16 protein-coding genes are annotated in these 16,941 nt (G+C 75.0%); 8 read left to right on the forward strand and 8 right to left on the reverse strand.

Going from position 1 to position 16,941, the window contains the following annotated elements:
* Positions 1–161 precede the first annotated feature (161 nt).
* Positions 162–2,900: a DNRLRE domain-containing protein gene (locus ACIBEA_RS34925; RefSeq protein WP_399267208.1), complete on the forward strand. Its 2,739-nt coding sequence runs from the start codon at positions 162–164 to the stop codon at positions 2,898–2,900.
* Between the two features lie 63 nt (positions 2,901–2,963).
* Here ACIBEA_RS34925 and ACIBEA_RS34930 read toward each other — a convergent pair whose 3' ends face one another.
* A complete protein-coding gene (locus tag ACIBEA_RS34930; RefSeq protein WP_399267209.1) occupies positions 2,964–3,302 on the reverse strand; it encodes an ArsR/SmtB family transcription factor in 339 nt (112 codons plus the stop codon).
* A 72-nt stretch (positions 3,303–3,374) separates the two neighbouring features.
* Between ACIBEA_RS34930 and ACIBEA_RS34935 the strand changes: the two genes are divergently transcribed.
* Entirely contained in the window at positions 3,375–5,378 is a 2,004-nt protein-coding gene (locus tag ACIBEA_RS34935) for a heavy metal translocating P-type ATPase (RefSeq protein ID WP_399267210.1), read from the forward strand.
* 56 nt (positions 5,379–5,434) lie between these two features.
* On the opposite strand, the gene ACIBEA_RS34940 is transcribed toward ACIBEA_RS34935, so the two are convergent.
* From ACIBEA_RS34940 to ACIBEA_RS34950, 3 genes are all read right to left on the reverse strand, one after another.
* Positions 5,435–6,568, reverse strand: a complete 1,134-nt coding sequence (locus ACIBEA_RS34940; protein ID WP_399267211.1) for a serine hydrolase domain-containing protein — start codon at positions 6,566–6,568, stop codon at positions 5,435–5,437.
* Between the two features lie 109 nt (positions 6,569–6,677).
* Positions 6,678–7,268: a GNAT family N-acetyltransferase gene (locus ACIBEA_RS34945; protein ID WP_399267257.1), complete on the reverse strand. Its 591-nt coding sequence runs from the start codon at positions 7,266–7,268 to the stop codon at positions 6,678–6,680.
* A gap of 146 nt (positions 7,269–7,414) precedes the next feature.
* Positions 7,415–7,906 carry a hypothetical protein gene (locus ACIBEA_RS34950; RefSeq protein WP_399267212.1) on the reverse strand — a complete coding sequence of 164 codons (492 nt, stop codon included), beginning with the start codon at positions 7,904–7,906 and terminating at the stop codon, positions 7,415–7,417.
* Positions 7,907–8,008: 102 nt separating this feature from the next.
* Here ACIBEA_RS34950 and ACIBEA_RS34955 point away from each other — a divergent pair, with 102 nt between their 5' ends.
* Positions 8,009–8,380 carry a hypothetical protein gene (locus ACIBEA_RS34955; protein ID WP_399267213.1) on the forward strand — a complete coding sequence of 124 codons (372 nt, stop codon included), beginning with the start codon at positions 8,009–8,011 and terminating at the stop codon, positions 8,378–8,380.
* Here ACIBEA_RS34955 and ACIBEA_RS34960 read toward each other — a convergent pair.
* The 3 genes from ACIBEA_RS34960 to ACIBEA_RS34970 all read right to left on the reverse strand — a co-directional run bounded on the left by ACIBEA_RS34960 (position 8,377) and on the right by ACIBEA_RS34970 (position 10,548).
* A complete protein-coding gene (locus ACIBEA_RS34960; RefSeq protein ID WP_399267214.1) occupies positions 8,377–8,949 on the reverse strand; it encodes an AAA family ATPase in 573 nt (190 codons plus the stop codon). The two genes, ACIBEA_RS34955 and ACIBEA_RS34960, sit on opposite strands and share 4 nt — an antisense overlap.
* Before the next feature lie 41 nt (positions 8,950–8,990).
* On the reverse strand, positions 8,991–9,821 hold the full coding sequence (locus tag ACIBEA_RS34965; RefSeq protein WP_399267258.1) for a MerR family transcriptional regulator: 831 nt from the start codon (positions 9,819–9,821) through the stop codon (positions 8,991–8,993).
* A gap of 136 nt (positions 9,822–9,957) precedes the next feature.
* Positions 9,958–10,548, reverse strand: coding sequence for a hypothetical protein (locus ACIBEA_RS34970; protein ID WP_399267215.1), 591 nt, complete (start codon positions 10,546–10,548; stop codon positions 9,958–9,960).
* Positions 10,549–10,952: 404 nt separating this feature from the next.
* On the opposite strand from ACIBEA_RS34970, the gene ACIBEA_RS34975 reads away from it, so the two are divergent.
* Complete coding sequence (locus ACIBEA_RS34975) at positions 10,953–11,798, forward strand: peptidoglycan-binding protein (protein WP_399267216.1); 846 nt, start codon at positions 10,953–10,955, stop codon at positions 11,796–11,798.
* Between the two features lie 63 nt (positions 11,799–11,861).
* Here the strand turns inward: ACIBEA_RS34975 and ACIBEA_RS34980 are convergent, their stop codons facing one another.
* Complete coding sequence (locus tag ACIBEA_RS34980) at positions 11,862–12,614, reverse strand: SDR family NAD(P)-dependent oxidoreductase (RefSeq protein ID WP_399267217.1); 753 nt, start codon at positions 12,612–12,614, stop codon at positions 11,862–11,864.
* 221 nt (positions 12,615–12,835) lie between these two features.
* Here ACIBEA_RS34980 and ACIBEA_RS34985 point away from each other — a divergent pair, with 221 nt between their 5' ends.
* The 4 genes from ACIBEA_RS34985 to ACIBEA_RS35000 all read left to right on the forward strand — a co-directional run bounded on the left by ACIBEA_RS34985 (position 12,836) and on the right by ACIBEA_RS35000 (position 16,937).
* Entirely contained in the window at positions 12,836–14,164 is a 1,329-nt protein-coding gene (locus ACIBEA_RS34985; protein WP_399267218.1) for an AAA family ATPase, read from the forward strand.
* Complete coding sequence (locus tag ACIBEA_RS34990) at positions 14,161–15,255, forward strand: tetratricopeptide repeat protein (RefSeq protein ID WP_399267219.1); 1,095 nt, start codon at positions 14,161–14,163, stop codon at positions 15,253–15,255. The genes ACIBEA_RS34985 and ACIBEA_RS34990 overlap by 4 nt, the downstream gene beginning before the upstream one ends.
* Positions 15,252–16,364, forward strand: coding sequence for a tetratricopeptide repeat protein (locus ACIBEA_RS34995; protein WP_399267220.1), 1,113 nt, complete (start codon positions 15,252–15,254; stop codon positions 16,362–16,364). Before ACIBEA_RS34990 ends, ACIBEA_RS34995 begins: the two co-directional genes overlap by 4 nt.
* Positions 16,365–16,484: 120 nt before the next feature.
* Complete coding sequence (locus tag ACIBEA_RS35000) at positions 16,485–16,937, forward strand: hypothetical protein (RefSeq protein WP_399267221.1); 453 nt, start codon at positions 16,485–16,487, stop codon at positions 16,935–16,937.
* Positions 16,938–16,941 lie beyond the last annotated feature (4 nt).

Below are 16,941 nucleotides of genomic sequence, written 5' to 3' on the forward strand. Positions count from 1 at the left end.
GAGCGGGTTTTTCCGCATCCGATGGGTCAAGTGTGGTGAACGCGGCGCGGAATCGCCCTAGTGTGCGCCCTACGCACGGCGCCGGTTCAGCTGTTTCCGGCCATGTGCGCGCACGCACCGCCGTGCACCGTCATCACCTCGCACCTTGAACTGGGGGGTTCATGCGCAGATCCAAAGGCCTGGCGACCGCTCTCGCCCTGGCCCTGTCCGGTGGCGCGACGGCCATCGCTCTGGGCCTCGTACCACCGGCCGCGGCGCTCACGCCGCCCGTGGCCTTCACGGCCGACGCGCTGTCGACCTGGCAGCCCAATGGCGTCGTCTGGGCGCTCGCCGAAGCGAACGGCACGATCTTCGCCGGTGGTACCTTTTCGGCCGTCCGGCCGCCCGAGGGCGGCGCCGGCGCCGAGCAGTCCGCGGTCAACTTCGTCGCCCTCGACGCGGCGACCGGCGCCCCGACGGCCTGCACGCTCTCCTTCACCGTCGGCGGCGGCACCGCCACCGTCCGAGCGCTGGCCCTGTCGCCCGACAAGCAGACCCTGTACGCGGGCGGGTACTTCGGCGCCGTCAACGGCACGCCGGTCTCCAGCCTCGCCGCGATCGACGTGGCGACCTGCACCCCGAAGGCGGCGTTCCACCCGTCCTTCGCGGCCACCGTCCGCGCGCTCGCCGTCACCGACGACACCGTCTACGCCGGCGGCGACTTCCTGACCGTCCAGGGCCAGTCCCGCCAGCGCTTCGCCGCCGTCACCACGACCGACGGCGCCCTGCGGCCCTTCACGGCCGACGCCGACGAACCGGGCCGCGCGGTCGAAGTGACCCCCGACGGCAGGAACGTGCTGATCGGCGGCGACTTCTTCACCGTCAACGGTACGAACACCCACGCGCTCGCCGTCGTTGACGCCACCAGTGGCGCGCTCGCCAAGTCCTACCCCGGCTTCATCGAGACCAACTCGGTGGTCAAGGACATCGCCGTCGACGCCACCGGCTTCTACACCGGCAACGAGGGCACCGGCGGCGGGGTCTTCGACGGCCGGATCGCGCTCGACCTCGCGGGCTTCGACCAGCGGTGGCGCGACACCTGCCTCGGCGCCACCCAGGCCGTGCTGCCCTACCAGAACGTGCTCTACAGTGCCTCGCACGCGCACGACTGCTCCAGCGTCGGCGAGTACCCCGACGGGCAGCGCCACCACCTGCTCGCCGAACCCACCACCGGCACGGCCAAACTGGGCTGGGCCCCCGACACCAACGACGGCATCGGCGAGGGCATCGGACCGCGGGTGATGACGGTCGGCTCCAAGGCCGGGGTCCAGTACCTCTGGGTCGGTGGCGAGTTCACCACCGTCAACGGCTCCGCGCAGCAGAGCCTGACCCGCTTCGCCTCCACGGGGGACACCGGAGCGCCGACCGTACCGGTCGCGAGCGCGGTGAGCTTCAAGCCGGGCCAGGTCCAGGTGCGCTGGCGCACCAGCCTCGACCTCGACGACAGCACGCTGACGTACGAGGTGTACCGCAACGGCTCCGCCACGCCGATCGCCACGGTCGCCGCCGACTCGCTGTTCTTCCGGCGCCCGCAGGCGTCGTGGACCGACACCACCGTCGCCGCGGGCCAGTCGTACAGCTACCGGGTGACCGCGACCGACGGCGCGGGCAACACCAGCGCGCTCTCCGCCACGGCATCGGTGACCGTACCGGCCACCGCGGACGCCTACCCGAACCAGGTGCGCACGGACGGCGCCGCGCAGTACTGGCGCTACGACGAGAGCGCGCTGCCCTTCGTCGCCGACTCCTCGGACGGCGGCAACTCCGGCGGCGTCCACCTGAACGCCCCGGCGCTGCGCCAGACGCCCGGCGCGGTCACCGGCGCGAGCACGGCGATCGGCTTCAACGGGACGGACACCCAGGTGTACGGCGACCGCCGCTCGACGGTCGGCGGCACCTACACGCTGGAGACCTGGTTCAAGACGAACACCACGCGCGGCGGCAAGCTCGTCGGCTTCGGCAACAACCAGACGCGCGGCAGCAGCCAGTACGACAAGCACGTCTACATGACCAACGACGGCCGCCTGACCTTCGGTGTCTACACCGGAGCCACCCGCACGATCACCACGGGCGGCGCCGCCCGCTACAACGACAACCAGTGGCACCACGTCGTCGCGACCCAGGGCGCGGGCGGCATGGTCCTCTACGTGGACGGGGCGCAGAAGGGCACCCTGAACGTCACCACGAACGAGAACTTCGCCGGCTACTGGCACGCGGGCGGTGACAACCTGAACGGCTGGCCCGAGCGTCCCACGAGCGACTACTGGGCGGGCCGGCTCGACGAGACCGCCGTCTACCCGACGGCCTTGACCCCCGCACAGGTGCAGAACCACTACGCCCTCGCCACGGCTCCGGCCGACTCGGTCGTCCAGGTCCAGGCCGCCGAGGACACCTACGCCAACGCGGGCGCACCCGGCACCAACTTCGGCACCTCCGGTTCCCTGGCGGTGGGCGGCAGCGCGCTCTACCAGAGCTACCTGCGCTTCACCCTGCCCGCGGCGCCCGCCGGCACCGTCCTGAAGTCGGCCACGCTGAGCGTGAAGACGAACACGATGAGCGGGGCGGGGACCACCGACACCGTGTCCGTGGTTCCGGTCACCGGCGCGTGGACGGAGACCGGTACGACCTACTCCAACCGTCCGGCCCTCGGCGCCACCGCGCTCGGCAGCTTCGCCGGCATCGCGGACGGCTCGGCGCTCGCCACGACCACCCTGGACCGGGCCGCCGTCGCCGCGGCCCTGAACGGCTCCTACGGCCTGGCGCTGACCAATGGCGGCGCCGACCCGGCGTGGCTGTGGTCCTCGGAGGCGGCCGCGAACGAGGGGACGCCCCAGCTGACCCTGACCTTCGGCCCGCAGTAACGGCAGCACCTCGTCGAGGGGGGCGCGGGCCGACACGGCCCGTGCCCCCCTCGCGCGTCCCCGTCAGGGAGCGGAGGCGGGGGCGGCGCCCGGCTCGCCGTGCCCGATGTGGGCCAGGACCTGCTGGAGCAGTGCGCTCACGTGGGCGTCGTGCAGCTCGTAGACGACGCTTCGGCCCGTGCGGCGGCCCGTGACGAGGTCGAGGTGGCGCAGCAGCCGCAGGTGGTTGGAGACGGTGGGCTGGCCGAGGCCCAGGTCGTCCGCGAGTTCGCCGACCGAGCACGGCGCGTGCAGCAGGCGGGCGAGGATCCTGATCCGGGCGGGCGAGGCGAGGCCCTGCATGACCTCGGCGACCGCCTCGGCGTCCGGCTCGGTGAGGGTGGGGGCGGCCGAGGGTTCCATGGCGTCACTCTAAGTCAAAGGATTGAGATGTGTACAGGTTCATATATTTGGATGTGCTGATATATTGATGTCATGAATAAGAACCGCACGCCGAACCCGCCCCGCGGCGACGGCCACGCGCACGGTTTCCTCGGCGAGCGCGCCGAACTGGTCAGTGCCCTGCTCGCGCTCACCGTCTACCTGACCGGCCTGATCCTGGAGCTGACCGGCAACGGCGGCCCCGCGACCCTGCCCCTCTTCGTCGCCGCCTACCTCTTCGGTGGATTCTTCACCCTCCGCGAAGCACTGCTCACCGTCCGGCGCGGCCGCTTCCAGGTCGACTTCCTCATGCTGATCGCCGCGGCGGGCGCCGCCGCCATCGGCAAGTGGGAGGAGGGGGCCGTCCTGCTCGTCCTCTTCAGCCTCGGCCACGCCCTGGAGGGCTACGCGATGGGGCGCGCCCGCAGGTCCATCGAGGCGCTGGGCGAGCTGGCACCCCGCAGCGCCCTCGTCCTGCGCGCCGCGGCCCCGGTCGAGGTGCCCGTGGAGGAGCTGGTCGTGGGCGACACCGTCCTGGTCCGCCCGCACACCCGGGTCCCCGCCGACGGATTCGTCGCCTCCGGCACCGGCAGCCTCGACCAGTCGGCCATCACCGGCGAGAGCATCCCCGTCGACAAGCAGCCGGTCGCCGACCGGGCCGCGGCCCTCGCGGACCCGGCCGCCGTCGACGCCGCGAGCCGGGTCTTCGCCGGTACGGTCAACGGCGCCGGCGCCCTCGACGTCGTCGTCACCCGCCTCGCCCGGGACAACACCCTCGCCCGGGTGGTGCGCATGGTGCAGGAGGCCGAGGAGCGGACCTCACCCACCCAGCGCTTCACCGACCGCTTCCAGAAGGTGTTCGTCCCCGGCGTGCTCGCCCTGGTCGCGGTGCTGCTCGGCGTCGGCGCCCTCACCGGCGAACCCTTCGCCGACACCTTCTACCGGGCGATGGCCGTCCTCGTCGCCGCCAGCCCCTGCGCCCTCGCCATCGCGACCCCGGCCGCCGTCCTCAGCGCCGTCGGCCGCGCGGCCCGTGGCGGCGTACTCGTCAAGGGCGGCGCCCCGCTGGAGGAGTTCGGGCGGCTGCGCACCATCGCCTTCGACAAGACCGGCACCCTCACCGAGGGCCGCCCGCGGCTGACCGAGGCCGAGGCCGCCGACGGCGCCGGCCCGCAGGAGCTGCTGCGCACCGCCCTCGCCGTGCAGCGCCTGAGCGACCACCCCCTCGCGCAGGCCGTCGTCCGCGACGCCCCCGCCCTGCTGGGCGGGGCGCCCGAAGCGGCCGCCGCCGTGAACCTGCGCGCCGTCATAGGCCGTGGCGTCACCGCCGAACTCGACGGCGAGGACGTCCACATCGGCAGCCTGGCCTACGCCGACACCCTCGCGGGTCCGCCCGTACCGGCCGCGCTGCGCGAGCGGACCAGGCAGCTCACCGAGGCCGGCCGCACCACCATGGTGGTGCGCCGGGGCGAGCGGTACCTCGGCACGCTCGGCCTGATGGACGCCCCGCGCGCGGACGCCGCCGACACGGTGGCGCAACTGCGCGGACTCGGCGTGACCCGGATGGTCATGCTCTCCGGCGACGACCAGCGGGTCGCCGACGAGGTGGGCCGCGCGGTCGGCATGGACGAGGTCCGCGGCGGCCTGATGCCGCAGGACAAGGTCACCGAAGTGGCCCGGCTGCGCGCCGCCGAGCGGACCGCCATGATCGGTGACGGGGTCAACGACGCGCCCGCGATGGCCGGCGCGACGGTGGGCGTGGCGATGGGCGCGGCCGGTTCCGCCGTCGCCCTGGAAACGGCGGACATCGCGCTGATGTCCGACGACCTGCGCCGACTCCCCTTCATCACCGGCCTCAGCCGCCGGGCCGGCCGGATCATCCGGCAGAACCTCTGGCTGAGCCTCGGCATCGTCGCGGTCCTGGTCCCGGCCACCGTCCTGGGCATGGGCATCGGCCCGGCGGTCCTGGTCCACGAGGGCTCCACGCTGATCGTCGTGGCCAACGCCCTGCGACTGCTGCGCCACCCCGACGGCACCGAAGCGCGGGCCGTCCGATAGGCGCTCCCGCAGGAGGCGCCCGGCGGCGCCCCCTGCGGGCGGCGTACGAGCTCCCGTCAGGCCAGCGCGCGGACCACCGACCACAGGAGGCGCTCGTTCTCCGGGGCGGCGCCGCCGGGGAAGGCGTACCGGCGCCGCGCGTAGCCGTACGCGAAGCCCTGGCGGGGGTCGGCGAGCGCGAGGGAACCAGCGGCGCCGCTGTGGCCGAAGGCGCCCGCGCCCAGGGCCGGGAAGTTCGGGCCGTAGCTCTGGAAGCCGAGGCCGAAGGCCTTGGCCGTGCCGCTCACGAGGTCCTTGCCCTCGGAGTGGATCCGGGCGAACTCGGCGGCCGTGTCCGGCTTCAGCAGCGGAGCCCGCCCGTCCAGGCCGAAGGCGGCGGCCGCGTACAGGCCCGCCAGACCGCGCGCCGAGCCGAGCCCGCCCGCCGACGCCTGGCCCCCGGCGCGCACGGCACGCGAGTTGGGGAAGTCGTACAACTCGCCGTTGCCCGGCGCGTGCGCGTTGAAGGCGATCCCGCCGAGGCCGAACGGGCTCGCGGCGGCCGCCTCGATCTCGGCCGCCTGCTCCGGCGTGGGCAGCATCGCCAGCGTGCTCAGGAAGCGCGGCTCCTCGGACTCCGGCAGGCCCAGCCACATGTCGAGCCCGTACGGAGCGCGGATCCGCTCCTCGTACCAGGCCTGGAGCGTGCGCCCGGTGGCCCGGAACACCACCTCGCCGACCAGGGCGCCGATCACGATGGCGTGGTAGCCGAAGAACCTGCCCGGCTGCCAGAAGGGGCGCTGCCCCGCCAGCCGGGCGGCCAGCGCCCGGTCGTCCGCCAGCTCCGCCGCGGAGAACCCGGCGTCCGCGCCGATCACGCCGGAGCGGTGGGCCAGCAACTCGCGCAGCGTGATCCCGTCCTTGCCCTCCGCCGCGAAGTCCGGCCAGTACGAGGCGACGGTCCGGTCCAGGTCCAACAGGCCGTCCTGCACCAGCAGCGCCGTCACCAGGTACGCCGCGCCCTTGGTGGACGAGAAGACGCCGAGCAGGGAGTCGGCGTCCACCCCCTGCGACCACAGGTCCACGACCCGCTCACCGCCCCGGTACACCACCAACTGCGCGCCGGGCGCGTGCTCCTCGGCCGCGAGGAAGGCGGCGAACTCCTCGCGCACTCCCTCGAATCCGTCGACCACCGTGCCGTTCACTGCCATGAACCCTCCCGAACCATCCCGTTGATCTCGCCGTCCCGGCAACCCGGCACCCCCGTGCCCGTATTCCCCGCCCTGCGCAGTGCGGTTCCGGCACCTCACCGGACGCCCGTCAGTCCTGGGGTCCGAGCCGCCAGCGGACCTCGCCGTCCTGTACTTCGGCGGTGGGCGCGAGTCCGCAGGCGGCGGCCACGGCCGCCGAGGCGCGGTGGTCCGGGTGGACGTGGGCGATCACGGTGTGCGCGACGGCCGGGCCGACGGGGGGCGCCGTCAGCGCGGCGACCAGCGCCCGCGCCGCCTCCTGGGCGTAGCCGTGCCCCTGCCAGGCGGTCCCGATGACCCAGGCCACCTCCGCCGTGCCGTCCTCGACAGTGGCCTGTACGGTCCCCACCAGTCGCCCTCCGGCGTGCGACCGCAGCACCCAGTTGCCCCACAGGACGGCCGGGTCGGGGGAGCCCGCGGCCTGTCGCGCGTAGCGGGCGCGCAGCGCGTCGAGGTCCGCCGGTGCACCGCCGATGAACGCGTGCAGCGCGGGATCGGCCAGTACGCCGACCATCTCCCGCGCGTGCTCGACCGCCAGCGGCACCAGCTCCAGCCGCAGCGCCGGGACCAACCCGGGCAGCGCGGCGGGCACGTCCCGCGGACGGACCCGGTCCACCGGCGCCACGACCACCGGATCCCGGTCGTGGACGAGCGGGACCATCGAGGAATCCCCGGGGCGGAACTCCACCGTCTCGCCGCCGTCGACCCGCGCCGCGAAGGCGTCCATCATGCTCATCCGGCCAGCGTGCACCACCGCCACCACGGACGACACCGGATTTCCGCGCCGGGCGCCGGGGCACGCCGTGCTCAGCGCCGTGGTTCCACCTCCAGGAAGCGCCGGCGCCGCGGCCCCCGGTAGAGCAGGCACTCCCAGCCGTGCCGCCCGAGCACCTCGGCGCACGCCGACAGCCGCTCCTCCTCGGCCCCGGCGGCCCCGCCACCCGGCGGCCCCACCCAACTCACCTCGACCCGCTCCGGTCCCTCCCCGGCCAGGACCCGGTAGCCGGTGGCGGCGCGCCCGCCCGCCGCGTCCAGCGCCGACGGCGCGAAGCCCGCGGCTTCCAGTACGAGCGCCACCGCGCGCGGCATCCGCTGCCGCTCCCAGGGCGCGGGCCCGGGGAGGGGCTCCGGCGCCTCGGCGGCCGCGGCGCCGCCACCCAGGATCCGCCGCATCGTGAGCAGCCCCTCGTAGGCCGTGCGCACCTCCGCGGCCCGGGCCTTCGCCGCCGCCGCGCCGTGCGCCGGCGGCGGTCCGTCGCCCGTCGCGGGCTCGAAGCCGCCGGGTGCCGCATCCGCCATGGTGTTCCGCCCTCCGCGCCCGTGCCGACTGAGTACCTCACACCCAACGACCTGAGTACGCCGCCCGATTCCCCGCGCGGCCGCTCCTGCTCGAATGAGGACATGACATCCGACGCCACCACCCGAAGCCGCCACCCGCGCCTGCGGAACGTCACCACCGCCGGGTCCGCCCTCGCCGTGGCCCTGCTCCCGCTCGTCGTGGGCGTGCTGGTGGCCAAGGGGATGGCCGCCGATCCGCACGCCCCGGTGAACGCGCTGATCACCGGCGGCGGGCCGCGCGCGGGCATCCCGCGCGCCGAGTGGCGCCGCCGCGGCCACCACGCCCGCACCACCCTGCGCCGGCTGCGCCCCGCGGCCCGTGCCACCGGCAACCGGACGGCGCGGGCCGCCGGCCCGGCGACCGGGCCCCTGCGCCGCGTCCGCCCGACCCGCGCCGCGGCGCCGACCCGCGGCGGGGCGCGGGAGACGGCCTAGATGGCGCCGGCGCCGTGCGACTCGTCGTTCCGCGGGTCGGCATCGGGCCGTTCGACGCCGCGCAGCCACGCCGTGGCCTCGGACTGGCTGCGCAGTCGGACCACGTGCAGCGGGGCGAAGCGGGGGTCGGCCGCGCGGCGGGCGATCTCCGCGCGCCGGGCGGCGTACCGCGACCACGCCCACCACACGGGATGGTCGGCCCGCAGCCAGTCGAGCCACCCCTCGACGTTGCCCCCGAAGACCCGCTCGCGGCGCACGGTCCTGCGCAGGGACCGGCGCAGCACCCGCCACATGACCACCCGGCGCGGGTGGTCCAGCCAGACGATCGTGTCGGCCCGCTCCCACAACAGGTCGCGGACGGCGCGATAGCCGAGCGAGTCGAAGATCCACGCGTCCCGCGCGGCGAGGCGTGCCGTGTCCCGTACGAAGGTCTCGTTCACGCCCCACCGCGGCCCGGTGAAGTACAGCGCGTCCATCTCGTGGTGCGGCACTTCGAGCCGTCGGCTCAGCGCCGCGGCCAGGGTCGACTTTCCCGCCCCACTGATCCCGACCACCAGAACGCGTCTCATCCCGGCAGCCTACGCACCGCCCGCCCGCGAACCCGGACCGGTCAAGCGATCGGCTCCTGGAGCTCGGTGACCCACTGGCTCCGGTCGGGCGGACACGCGAGCGTCACCTCGCGGGCGTAGCCGACCGACCGCAGGTCCCGGGCGTCGAGCCAGCGCGCCAGCGCCTGCGAGGCGGGCAGTACGTCGTCCATCGCGCCCCGGTGCACGACGGTGGCCGCGCGTTCCACGGCCGGGAGGACGACGATCCGCACCTGCCCGCCCAGGTCCTCGGCGCGGACCGCGGACGCCACGGGCAGCGCCGCGTGCACCAGGATCGCCCCGCCGTCCTGGTCCGGCGCGTCCTCGTAGTAGGCGACCCCGGGGCCGGTGGGCGTCACCCGGGCCGCGTCCGCCCGGGCGCAGAGGTCGGCGAACAGCGGCCCGATGACGGGCCCGATGTCCTGCGGGGCGTAACTCGCCGCGATCGCCGTCAACTCGGCCAGTCGCACGGCCGGCAGGCTCTTGATCACGATGTCGTCGGTGGACATGGTGCCCTCGCTCTCGATGGTCCGGAGCCTCGTCTCGACCTGGGCCAGCCGGTCCGCCGCGGCGGCCACGGCGCTCTCCAGTTCCGTCCGGCGCAGCCGCAGCATGCCGCGCAGCTCCTGGGGATCCAGGCGCTCGTCGAGGATCGAGCCCACCTGCTGGAGGCTGAAGCCGAGGTCCTTGAGCGCGATGATCCGGTTGAGCCGCGAGAGCTGGGCCGCCTCGTAGTGGCGGTACCCGCTGTGGGGGTCGACACGTGCGGGGTGCAGCAGACCGATGGCGTCGTAGTGACGCAGCATGCGGACCGACACCCGGCCGTGCTTGGCGAAGTCTCCGATGGTGAACATGACGTCTTCCAGTGCAAGGGCTGACACAGGGGGAGGGTCAAGTCATTGTCGCGAGTGGCCGCGGCGCGCCGCCGTCCGGGGCCTCGGGCGCGGCCCGCCGCACGCGGTTCCTCGCACCTGGTGCCCCGCACGCGGTTCATTCGCCGAAGCGGCCCACGCACAGGTCCACGACGGAGGGCGGAAGCGTGCCGTCGGCGGCCGAGCACAGGTCGTCCATCTCCTGCTGCCCGCTCACCCGGGCGGGCGGCGGGGCCGCGTACCGGCGCTGGTGGGACGGTGCGGGCTTGCGGGGGGACGTGCGTCGGGGCGCCGACGGCTGCATCGCCCGTTCGCCGGCCCGACGTTCCTCCCCGGACCCGGACCCGGATTCGGATTCGGACCCGGATTCGGACCCTGACCCGAGGTCGGCTCCGGGCGTGGGTGTGGCGGGCGACAGTGCGGGCCCATCGGTGCCGGTGCCCGTGTGGCCGCGGGTGTCGGCGTGCGCGCCGGGGGAGCGCCGGACGTTCGGCGCAGGGTCCGGCACCACGAAGAGCGGGCCGGGGGGCGCCCCGGAAGGCGAGGATCCGGTCCGGCCGCCGTGCGGTGGCGCGGAGGCGTCGGCGGCCGGTGCGGCGGGGCGGGAGGAGGACGGAGCCTGGGCGCCGTCACCGTCACCGACGGAGGAGCATCCGGTGCCCGCGAGGAGCACGACGAGGGACAGGGGGACGGCCCGGCGCAACTGCATCCCTCCACCATGCCGCACGCACGTCCTGGACGCGGGGGTCCCGTACCGCTTACGGGTGACGACCCGTCGGCGCGCCGCACGAGGGGACACGTCGGGCGGACCGCTGATTTACGGACATCAGGCTTGACCCGGGTGCCTTCCGGAGGAAAGAGTGCGCCCGACCAAGAACCACCGCACGGGGCGCACTTCGGGTAACGGCACGGCGCCGCCACCGGGGTCCGAGAGCCGGGCGGGGGCCGGTTCCGCACCGCCGCACCGGTCCCCGCCCCTTCCCGCGGGCCCGGCAACCGTTTCCGGCCGGGTGGAGCGGCATGTTCCGGCCCCGCCGTGGGGGCGGCGCCTGGTTCGCGCTACTTTGACCCCAGGGGCCACCCCCTGACCGTTGGCCCTGCCTGGAGACGACCGTGCCCCACCACCCCGACGAGAACGGCCCCGTCTTCGACGACCGGCTCCTCGTGCGCCCCTACGTCGCCCGCGGCGGGCGCTCCTCCCGCCGGGCGGCCCCGCGCCGCACGGGCACCCCGCTCTGGCCGCAGCACGGTCCGGTCACCACCCCCTCGCCCACCGGGGCCGACCAGGGGACCCGCGCCGAGGCGGCCGCCGTACCCGCTCCCGGCGCGACCCCCTTCCCGGCGGACGTCGTGGGCCCGGCCCCGGTCGATCCGGTCCCGGTCCCGGTCCCGGTCGCGGTTCCGGTACCGCCCGCGCCCGGGCGGCGCGAACGCGGCACCCGCTACTCGTTGGTGGCCCTCGGCCTCCTCGCGCTGCTCACCGCCGCCACGTTGCTCACCCTGCTCGACTCCCCGCCGGACGATCCGCCGCGCCCGGTCAGACCGCCCGAGGCGTCCGGCCCCGGGCTGCTGGCCCGCGGTCCTGGCGCCGGAGAGCCCGACGCGTCCTCGACCGGGTCCGCACGCCCCTCCGCACCTGCCCCGTCGAGCTCCGCCGGGGCCGGTTCCGGCAGCCCGACGCCGAGCCGCTCCACGCGGCCGGAGCAGCCCGTCGCGCCACCGCGCACCCCGACCCCGCCGGCCGGCGGCGGCACCCTGCGGCCCGGAGACACCGGCGCCGAGGTGCGCGCCCTCCAGGAACGGCTCTTCGCGCAGGGGTTCACGTACGTCTCCCTCACCGGCGTCTACGACGAACAGACCCGGCGCGGGGTCGGCCAGTTCCAGAGCGACCGCGGCCTGACCGGCGACCCCACGGGCATCTACGGCCCCCGGACCCGCGCCGCGATGGGCGCCGGCTAGCTCGTCGGTCGAGCCCGCGCGGGTGTGCCGCCGGGGCCCGGCGTCGGTCGGGGTCGGTCGGGATCAGCGGCCGCCGGCGACGCGCAGGATCGTGCCCGTCGTGTACGACGCTTCGTCCGACAGCAGCCAGGCGATGGCCGCCGCGACCTCGGCGGGCTGCCCGGGGCGCCCGAGGGGGATCCCGGGGCCCGAGCGGGCGGCGCGGTCCGGGTCGCCCATGGCCGCGTGCATGTTGGTGTCGATGATTCCGGGTGCCACGGCGTTCACCCGGATCCCGTCCGCGCCGAGTTCCTTGGACAGGCCCACGGTCAGGGCGTCGGTGCCCGCCTTGCCGGCCGCGTAGTGGACGTAGTCCCCGGGGGCCCCGAGGGTCGCGGCGGCCGAGGACACGTTGACGATCGCCCCGCCGCCCGAGGCGGCCATGTCGCGGGCGGCCCGGCGGCAGCACAACAGGTACCCGAGCAGGTTCACGTCCAGCACCCGGCGCAGGTCCTCGGTGCGGGCGTCGGCCAGCCGGCTCAGCGGACCCGTCACCCCGGCGTTGTTGACCAGCCCGGTCACCGTGCCGAGTTCGGCCCGCGCGCGGTCGAACAGCCGGTCCACGTCGGCCTCCTCGGAGGTGTCCACGCGCACGGTCACGCACGCCGCGCCCCTCGCGCGGACCTCGGCCGCGACGCCCTCCGCGGCCGCGGAGTCGCTGACGTACCCGAGTGCCAGCCGGTGCCCGGCGGCGGCCAGGCGCAGGCAGGTCGCCGCCCCGATCCCCCTGCTGCCGCCGGTGACCACGGTGACCGGAACGGTCGGTCCTGCGCCCATGTGCTGCCTCCCACGTGTCGTCCCTGTCGCTTCCCCGTGCCGCTTGGCCCGTGCCGCCTCCCGGGAGCGGCCGGTGAGCCGCTGGTGAGCCGCCGGTCCGCGGCCCGGAGCACCCATGATCACCCGTCCGATCGCCCGCCGCCGACCGCGTGCGGTCGTCGGCCACCCGTCAACGGGGGCCAGGTTTCGTCACATCGGGGTTCACTCCATAGGGTGAAGCCATGTCCGACGAGTCCCCCCTGATCCGGAGCCTGCGCACGGCGGTCGCCGCCGCGCCCGACGACGTCCCCCTGCGCCTGCACCTCGCCGAGATGCTGCTCGCGGCGGGCCGGGCCGACGACGCCGTGGCCGAGGCGGCCGTCGCCCTCCAGTACGCACCCGCGGACGCCGACGCCCGCGCCCTGATGGTCCGTGCGATGGGCCTGCCCCCGGCCGGATCCGCGCCCCCGCCGGCACCCTCCGCCCCCGCCCCTTCCGCCCCCGCCCCCGCGGCCGGACCCCCCGCCGCCCCCGGCTTCGACTGGGCCGCGGCGGAGCAGGAACTCGGCGGCGTCGTCGGCCCCCGCTTCGTGGCGGACCCCGACGCCGCCGAGGACGCCCGCGAACACCCCCTCACCAGCGAGGGCAGCGAGGGCACGGGAGCGGGCGGCGACGCGGCCGACTCGCCCTGGGAGGTCGACGCGCCCGGGACGGTGCGCCTCGCCGACGTCGGCGGCATGCAGGAGGTCAAGGACCGCCTCGAAGCGGCCTTCCTCGCCCCCATGCGCAACCCCGAGCTGCGCAAGCTCTACGGCAAGAGCCTGCGCGGCGGCCTGCTCCTCTACGGCCCGCCCGGCTGCGGCAAGACCTTCATCGCACGCGCCGTCGCGGGCGAACTGGGCGCGAGCTTCATGTCCATCTCGCTCTCCGACATCCTCGACATGTGGATCGGCCGGTCCGAGAAGAACGTCCACGACATCTTCGAGACCGCCCGCCGTCAGGCGCCCTGCGTGGTCTTCCTCGACGAACTGGACGCGCTGGGCGCCAAGCGCAGCCGGACCGCCCACAGCGGTCTGCGCAACGTCGTGAACCAGCTGCTCACCGAGCTGGACGGGGTCGGCAGCGGCGCCCACGAAGGCGTCTTCGTCCTCGCGGCCACCAACGTCCCCTGGGACGTGGACATCGCCCTGCGCCGCCCCGGGCGGCTCGACCGGACCCTGCTCGTGCTGCCGCCGGACGCCGCCGCCCGCGAGGCGATCCTCCGCTACCACCTGCGCGAACGCCCCATCGAAGCCGTGGACCTGGGCAAACTCGCCAAGGCCACCGAGGACTTCTCGGGCGCGGACCTCGCCCACGTCTGCGAGAGCGCCGCCGAGACGGCCCTGCTCGACTCCGCCCGCACCGGCACCGTCCGCATGATCGGCATGAAGGACCTGCTCTCCGCCGCGAAGCAGATCCGCCCCTCCAGCGAGCCCTGGTTCGCCTCGGCCCGCAACGTGGCCATGTTCGCCAACGACGGCGGCATGTACGACGACCTGCTCGCCTACCTGAAGAAGAAGCGGAAGCTGTGACCGGACAGCGCACCGGCCCCCCGCTCCAGGCGCGCGACCCGCTCGCCGAACAGGGCGTGGCGCTCGTCGACGCGGGCCGCGCCGACCGGGCGCTGGAGGTGCTCGGGCGACGCCTGGCCGAAGACCCGGAGGACCTGTTCGCCCGGGTCTGGTTCGCCCGCGCGCACTTCCAACTCCGGCACTACCAGGCCGCCTACGAGGCCGCCGCCGACGTGCTCGTCCGCGACCCCGAGCACTACGACGCCCACTTCGTCCGCTCCTTCTGCCTGCGCCGCGTCGGCCGCTACGCGGACGCCCTCGACGTGATGGAGCGGGCCGTGCGGATCGACCCGGACAACTGGCTCGCCCGCACCGGACGCGCCGAACTGCTCATGCTCGTCGACCCCCGGCGCCCCGACGAGGCCTGGGAGGAGGCGCGGGCCGCCGCCCGGCTGGGCCCCGAGGAGCGGTACGTCTGCGAAGTGCTGCTCTACGTCGCCACCGAGACGGGTCGCGAGGAGGCCGCCGAGCAGGCTCGCCGGACCCTGCTCGGGATGGACCCGGCCAACGCCTTCGCCGTGCCCTACCTCGCGCGCCGCGAGGCCGACAAGCCAGGGACCAGCGCGGCGCGGGCCGCCGACACCTTCGCCGCCGCGCTGGCCGCCGTACCGGGCTCGGCCGACCTGCGCGCGGGACTCGACGCCGCCGTCTACCGCATGCTGCGCGGGACCCGGTGGCTCGCCCTCGCCTGCCTGGCCGTCGCCGCGGTGGCCCTGGACGTCTTCCCGACCGAGGGCGAGGAGCCCAAGGCCCTGCCCCTGCCGATCGGCATGCGGCTGTGGGCGCTCGTCCTCATGAGCGCCGTCTGGGGCTTCGGGGCCTGGCGCCGCTACCGGCGGATGCGGGTCGGAGCGCGACTGAGCGTGCGTCCGCTGATCGCCCGTGAACCGTGGGCCCGGGTGGTGTCGGCCCAAGCGGCCTGGGCCACGCTCGCGGCCGTGCTCCTCGCGGTCGTCCCGTGGACCGAACGAGGCGTCCCGCAGCTGGTGTTCTGGACCGGTCTCGTGCCGGCCCTGGTGACCGTGGTCCACGACCGGAAGAAGATCGGATGAGCACCGAACCGTCCCGCCCGGAGCGGGCCGACGCCGGGGGCCTCGACCGGGCCGACGCCCTGCACGACCTCGGCCGCTTCGAGCAGGCCGCGGCGCTCGCCGGTACCCACCTGGCCGAACACCCCGACGACGCGGGAGCGCTGATCCTCCTCGCGCGCTGCCGCCGCTCGCTCGGCGACCTGGCCGGCGCGTTGCGGAGCATCGACGACGCCCTGCGCGTCGCGCCCGACGACATCTACGCCTGGCTGGTCCGGGTCGACGTCCTCAGCAAGCTGGGCCGTTTCGCCGAGGCGGAAGCGGCCGCGCGGCGCTGCATCGAGATCGGCCCGCTCTTCTGGGGCAGCCACCACTGCCTCGCGGTCGTCCTGGAGCAGAGCGGCCAGCGGAGCCGGCGCACCGAGGCGTACGTCGCCGCCCGGCGGGCCACCGAGCTGGAACCCGAAGCCGCCGCGGCCCACTTCATGGTCGGCCTGCTGGCCCACCGGCTCGGCGACCGGGCCACCGCCCGGCTGGCGTACGAGACCACCCTGCGCCTCGATCCGGAGAACAGCGAGGCCCACAACAACCTGGCCACGCTGCACATGCGGCGCAGCTGGTTCAGCCGCGCCGCCTGGACCCGCGCCGCCGAGGGCTTCGTCGACTCGGCCGCCCTCGACCTGGCGGACCGGCACGCCCGGTTCAACCTGGAGGCCATGGCCTGGGGGGTCGCGGCCGGCGCGCGCTGGCCCGCCCTGGTCGGATTCATGCTCTCCCTCGGCTGCCGGCCCCCCGAGGGCACGGACGGCGCCACCCGGGCCGCCGTCACCGCCGTCGGGGCGACGCTGATCGTCGCGCTGTGGGCGGGCTGGGTGCTGTGGCAGCGCGGCAAGATCTCGCCGCGGCTGCGCCGCCCGATGCTGCTCACCGCGCGCAGCTGCCCCCCGGTCGTGGCGATGGCGGTGGCCGTGGCCGTGATGGCACTCGGTTCGGTGGCCGTCCTGGCGCTGCCGGTGCTCGGCGCCGGGTTCGTCGGCTGGCTGGCCGTGCCGGTCTTCTGGGGGCTGATCCTCACGTACTGGATCAGCCGCGCCGCGCTGAACCGGCGCGCGCCCTCCCGGCGCGGGCAGTAGGACGACCAAGATCGAGTCGACACGCCTCGACGGAGGTCCGTAGCATCGAACCCGCGTCAATCGCCCCATAGTGGGTGTTTTTGCTCCACATGGGAGAGTCCGTCACCACGGGAGTCCAATGTGAACGCAGCAACGAGCTACCTGCGCGGCCCGCGCGGCCCGTGGGGCCGCAGCGGTCGCCGGGTCCGGATGGCCGCCGTCGGCGCCCTCTCCGCGGCCCTGCTCGCGGCCGGAGCCGCCGGTACCTTCGCCTCCGCCGCCGCGACCCCGAAGCCGAAGCCGAGCCCCTCCGCATCCGCGTCCGCCTCCGTGACGCTCACGGCCACCCCGACCACGGTGAAGGCGGGCGACAAGGTCACCTTCACCGGCAGGACCAAGGGCGTGCCGATCGGTACGAAGGTGGTGCTCCAGCACAAGTACGGCGCCAAGTGGACGACGCTGCGGGCGAGTACGACCGTCAAGCAGGGAAGCAGCTACTCGCTGGACAACGCGTTCCGGGACAAGGGCAAGGAGCAACTGCGCGTGATGGTCGGCGATGCCGTGTCGCCCACCGTGGACGTGACCGTCGGCTAGAGCC

The organism is Streptomyces sp. NPDC051555, assembly GCF_044454405.1.
In the GTDB taxonomy this organism is placed as follows: Bacteria; Actinomycetota; Actinomycetes; order Streptomycetales; family Streptomycetaceae; genus Streptomyces.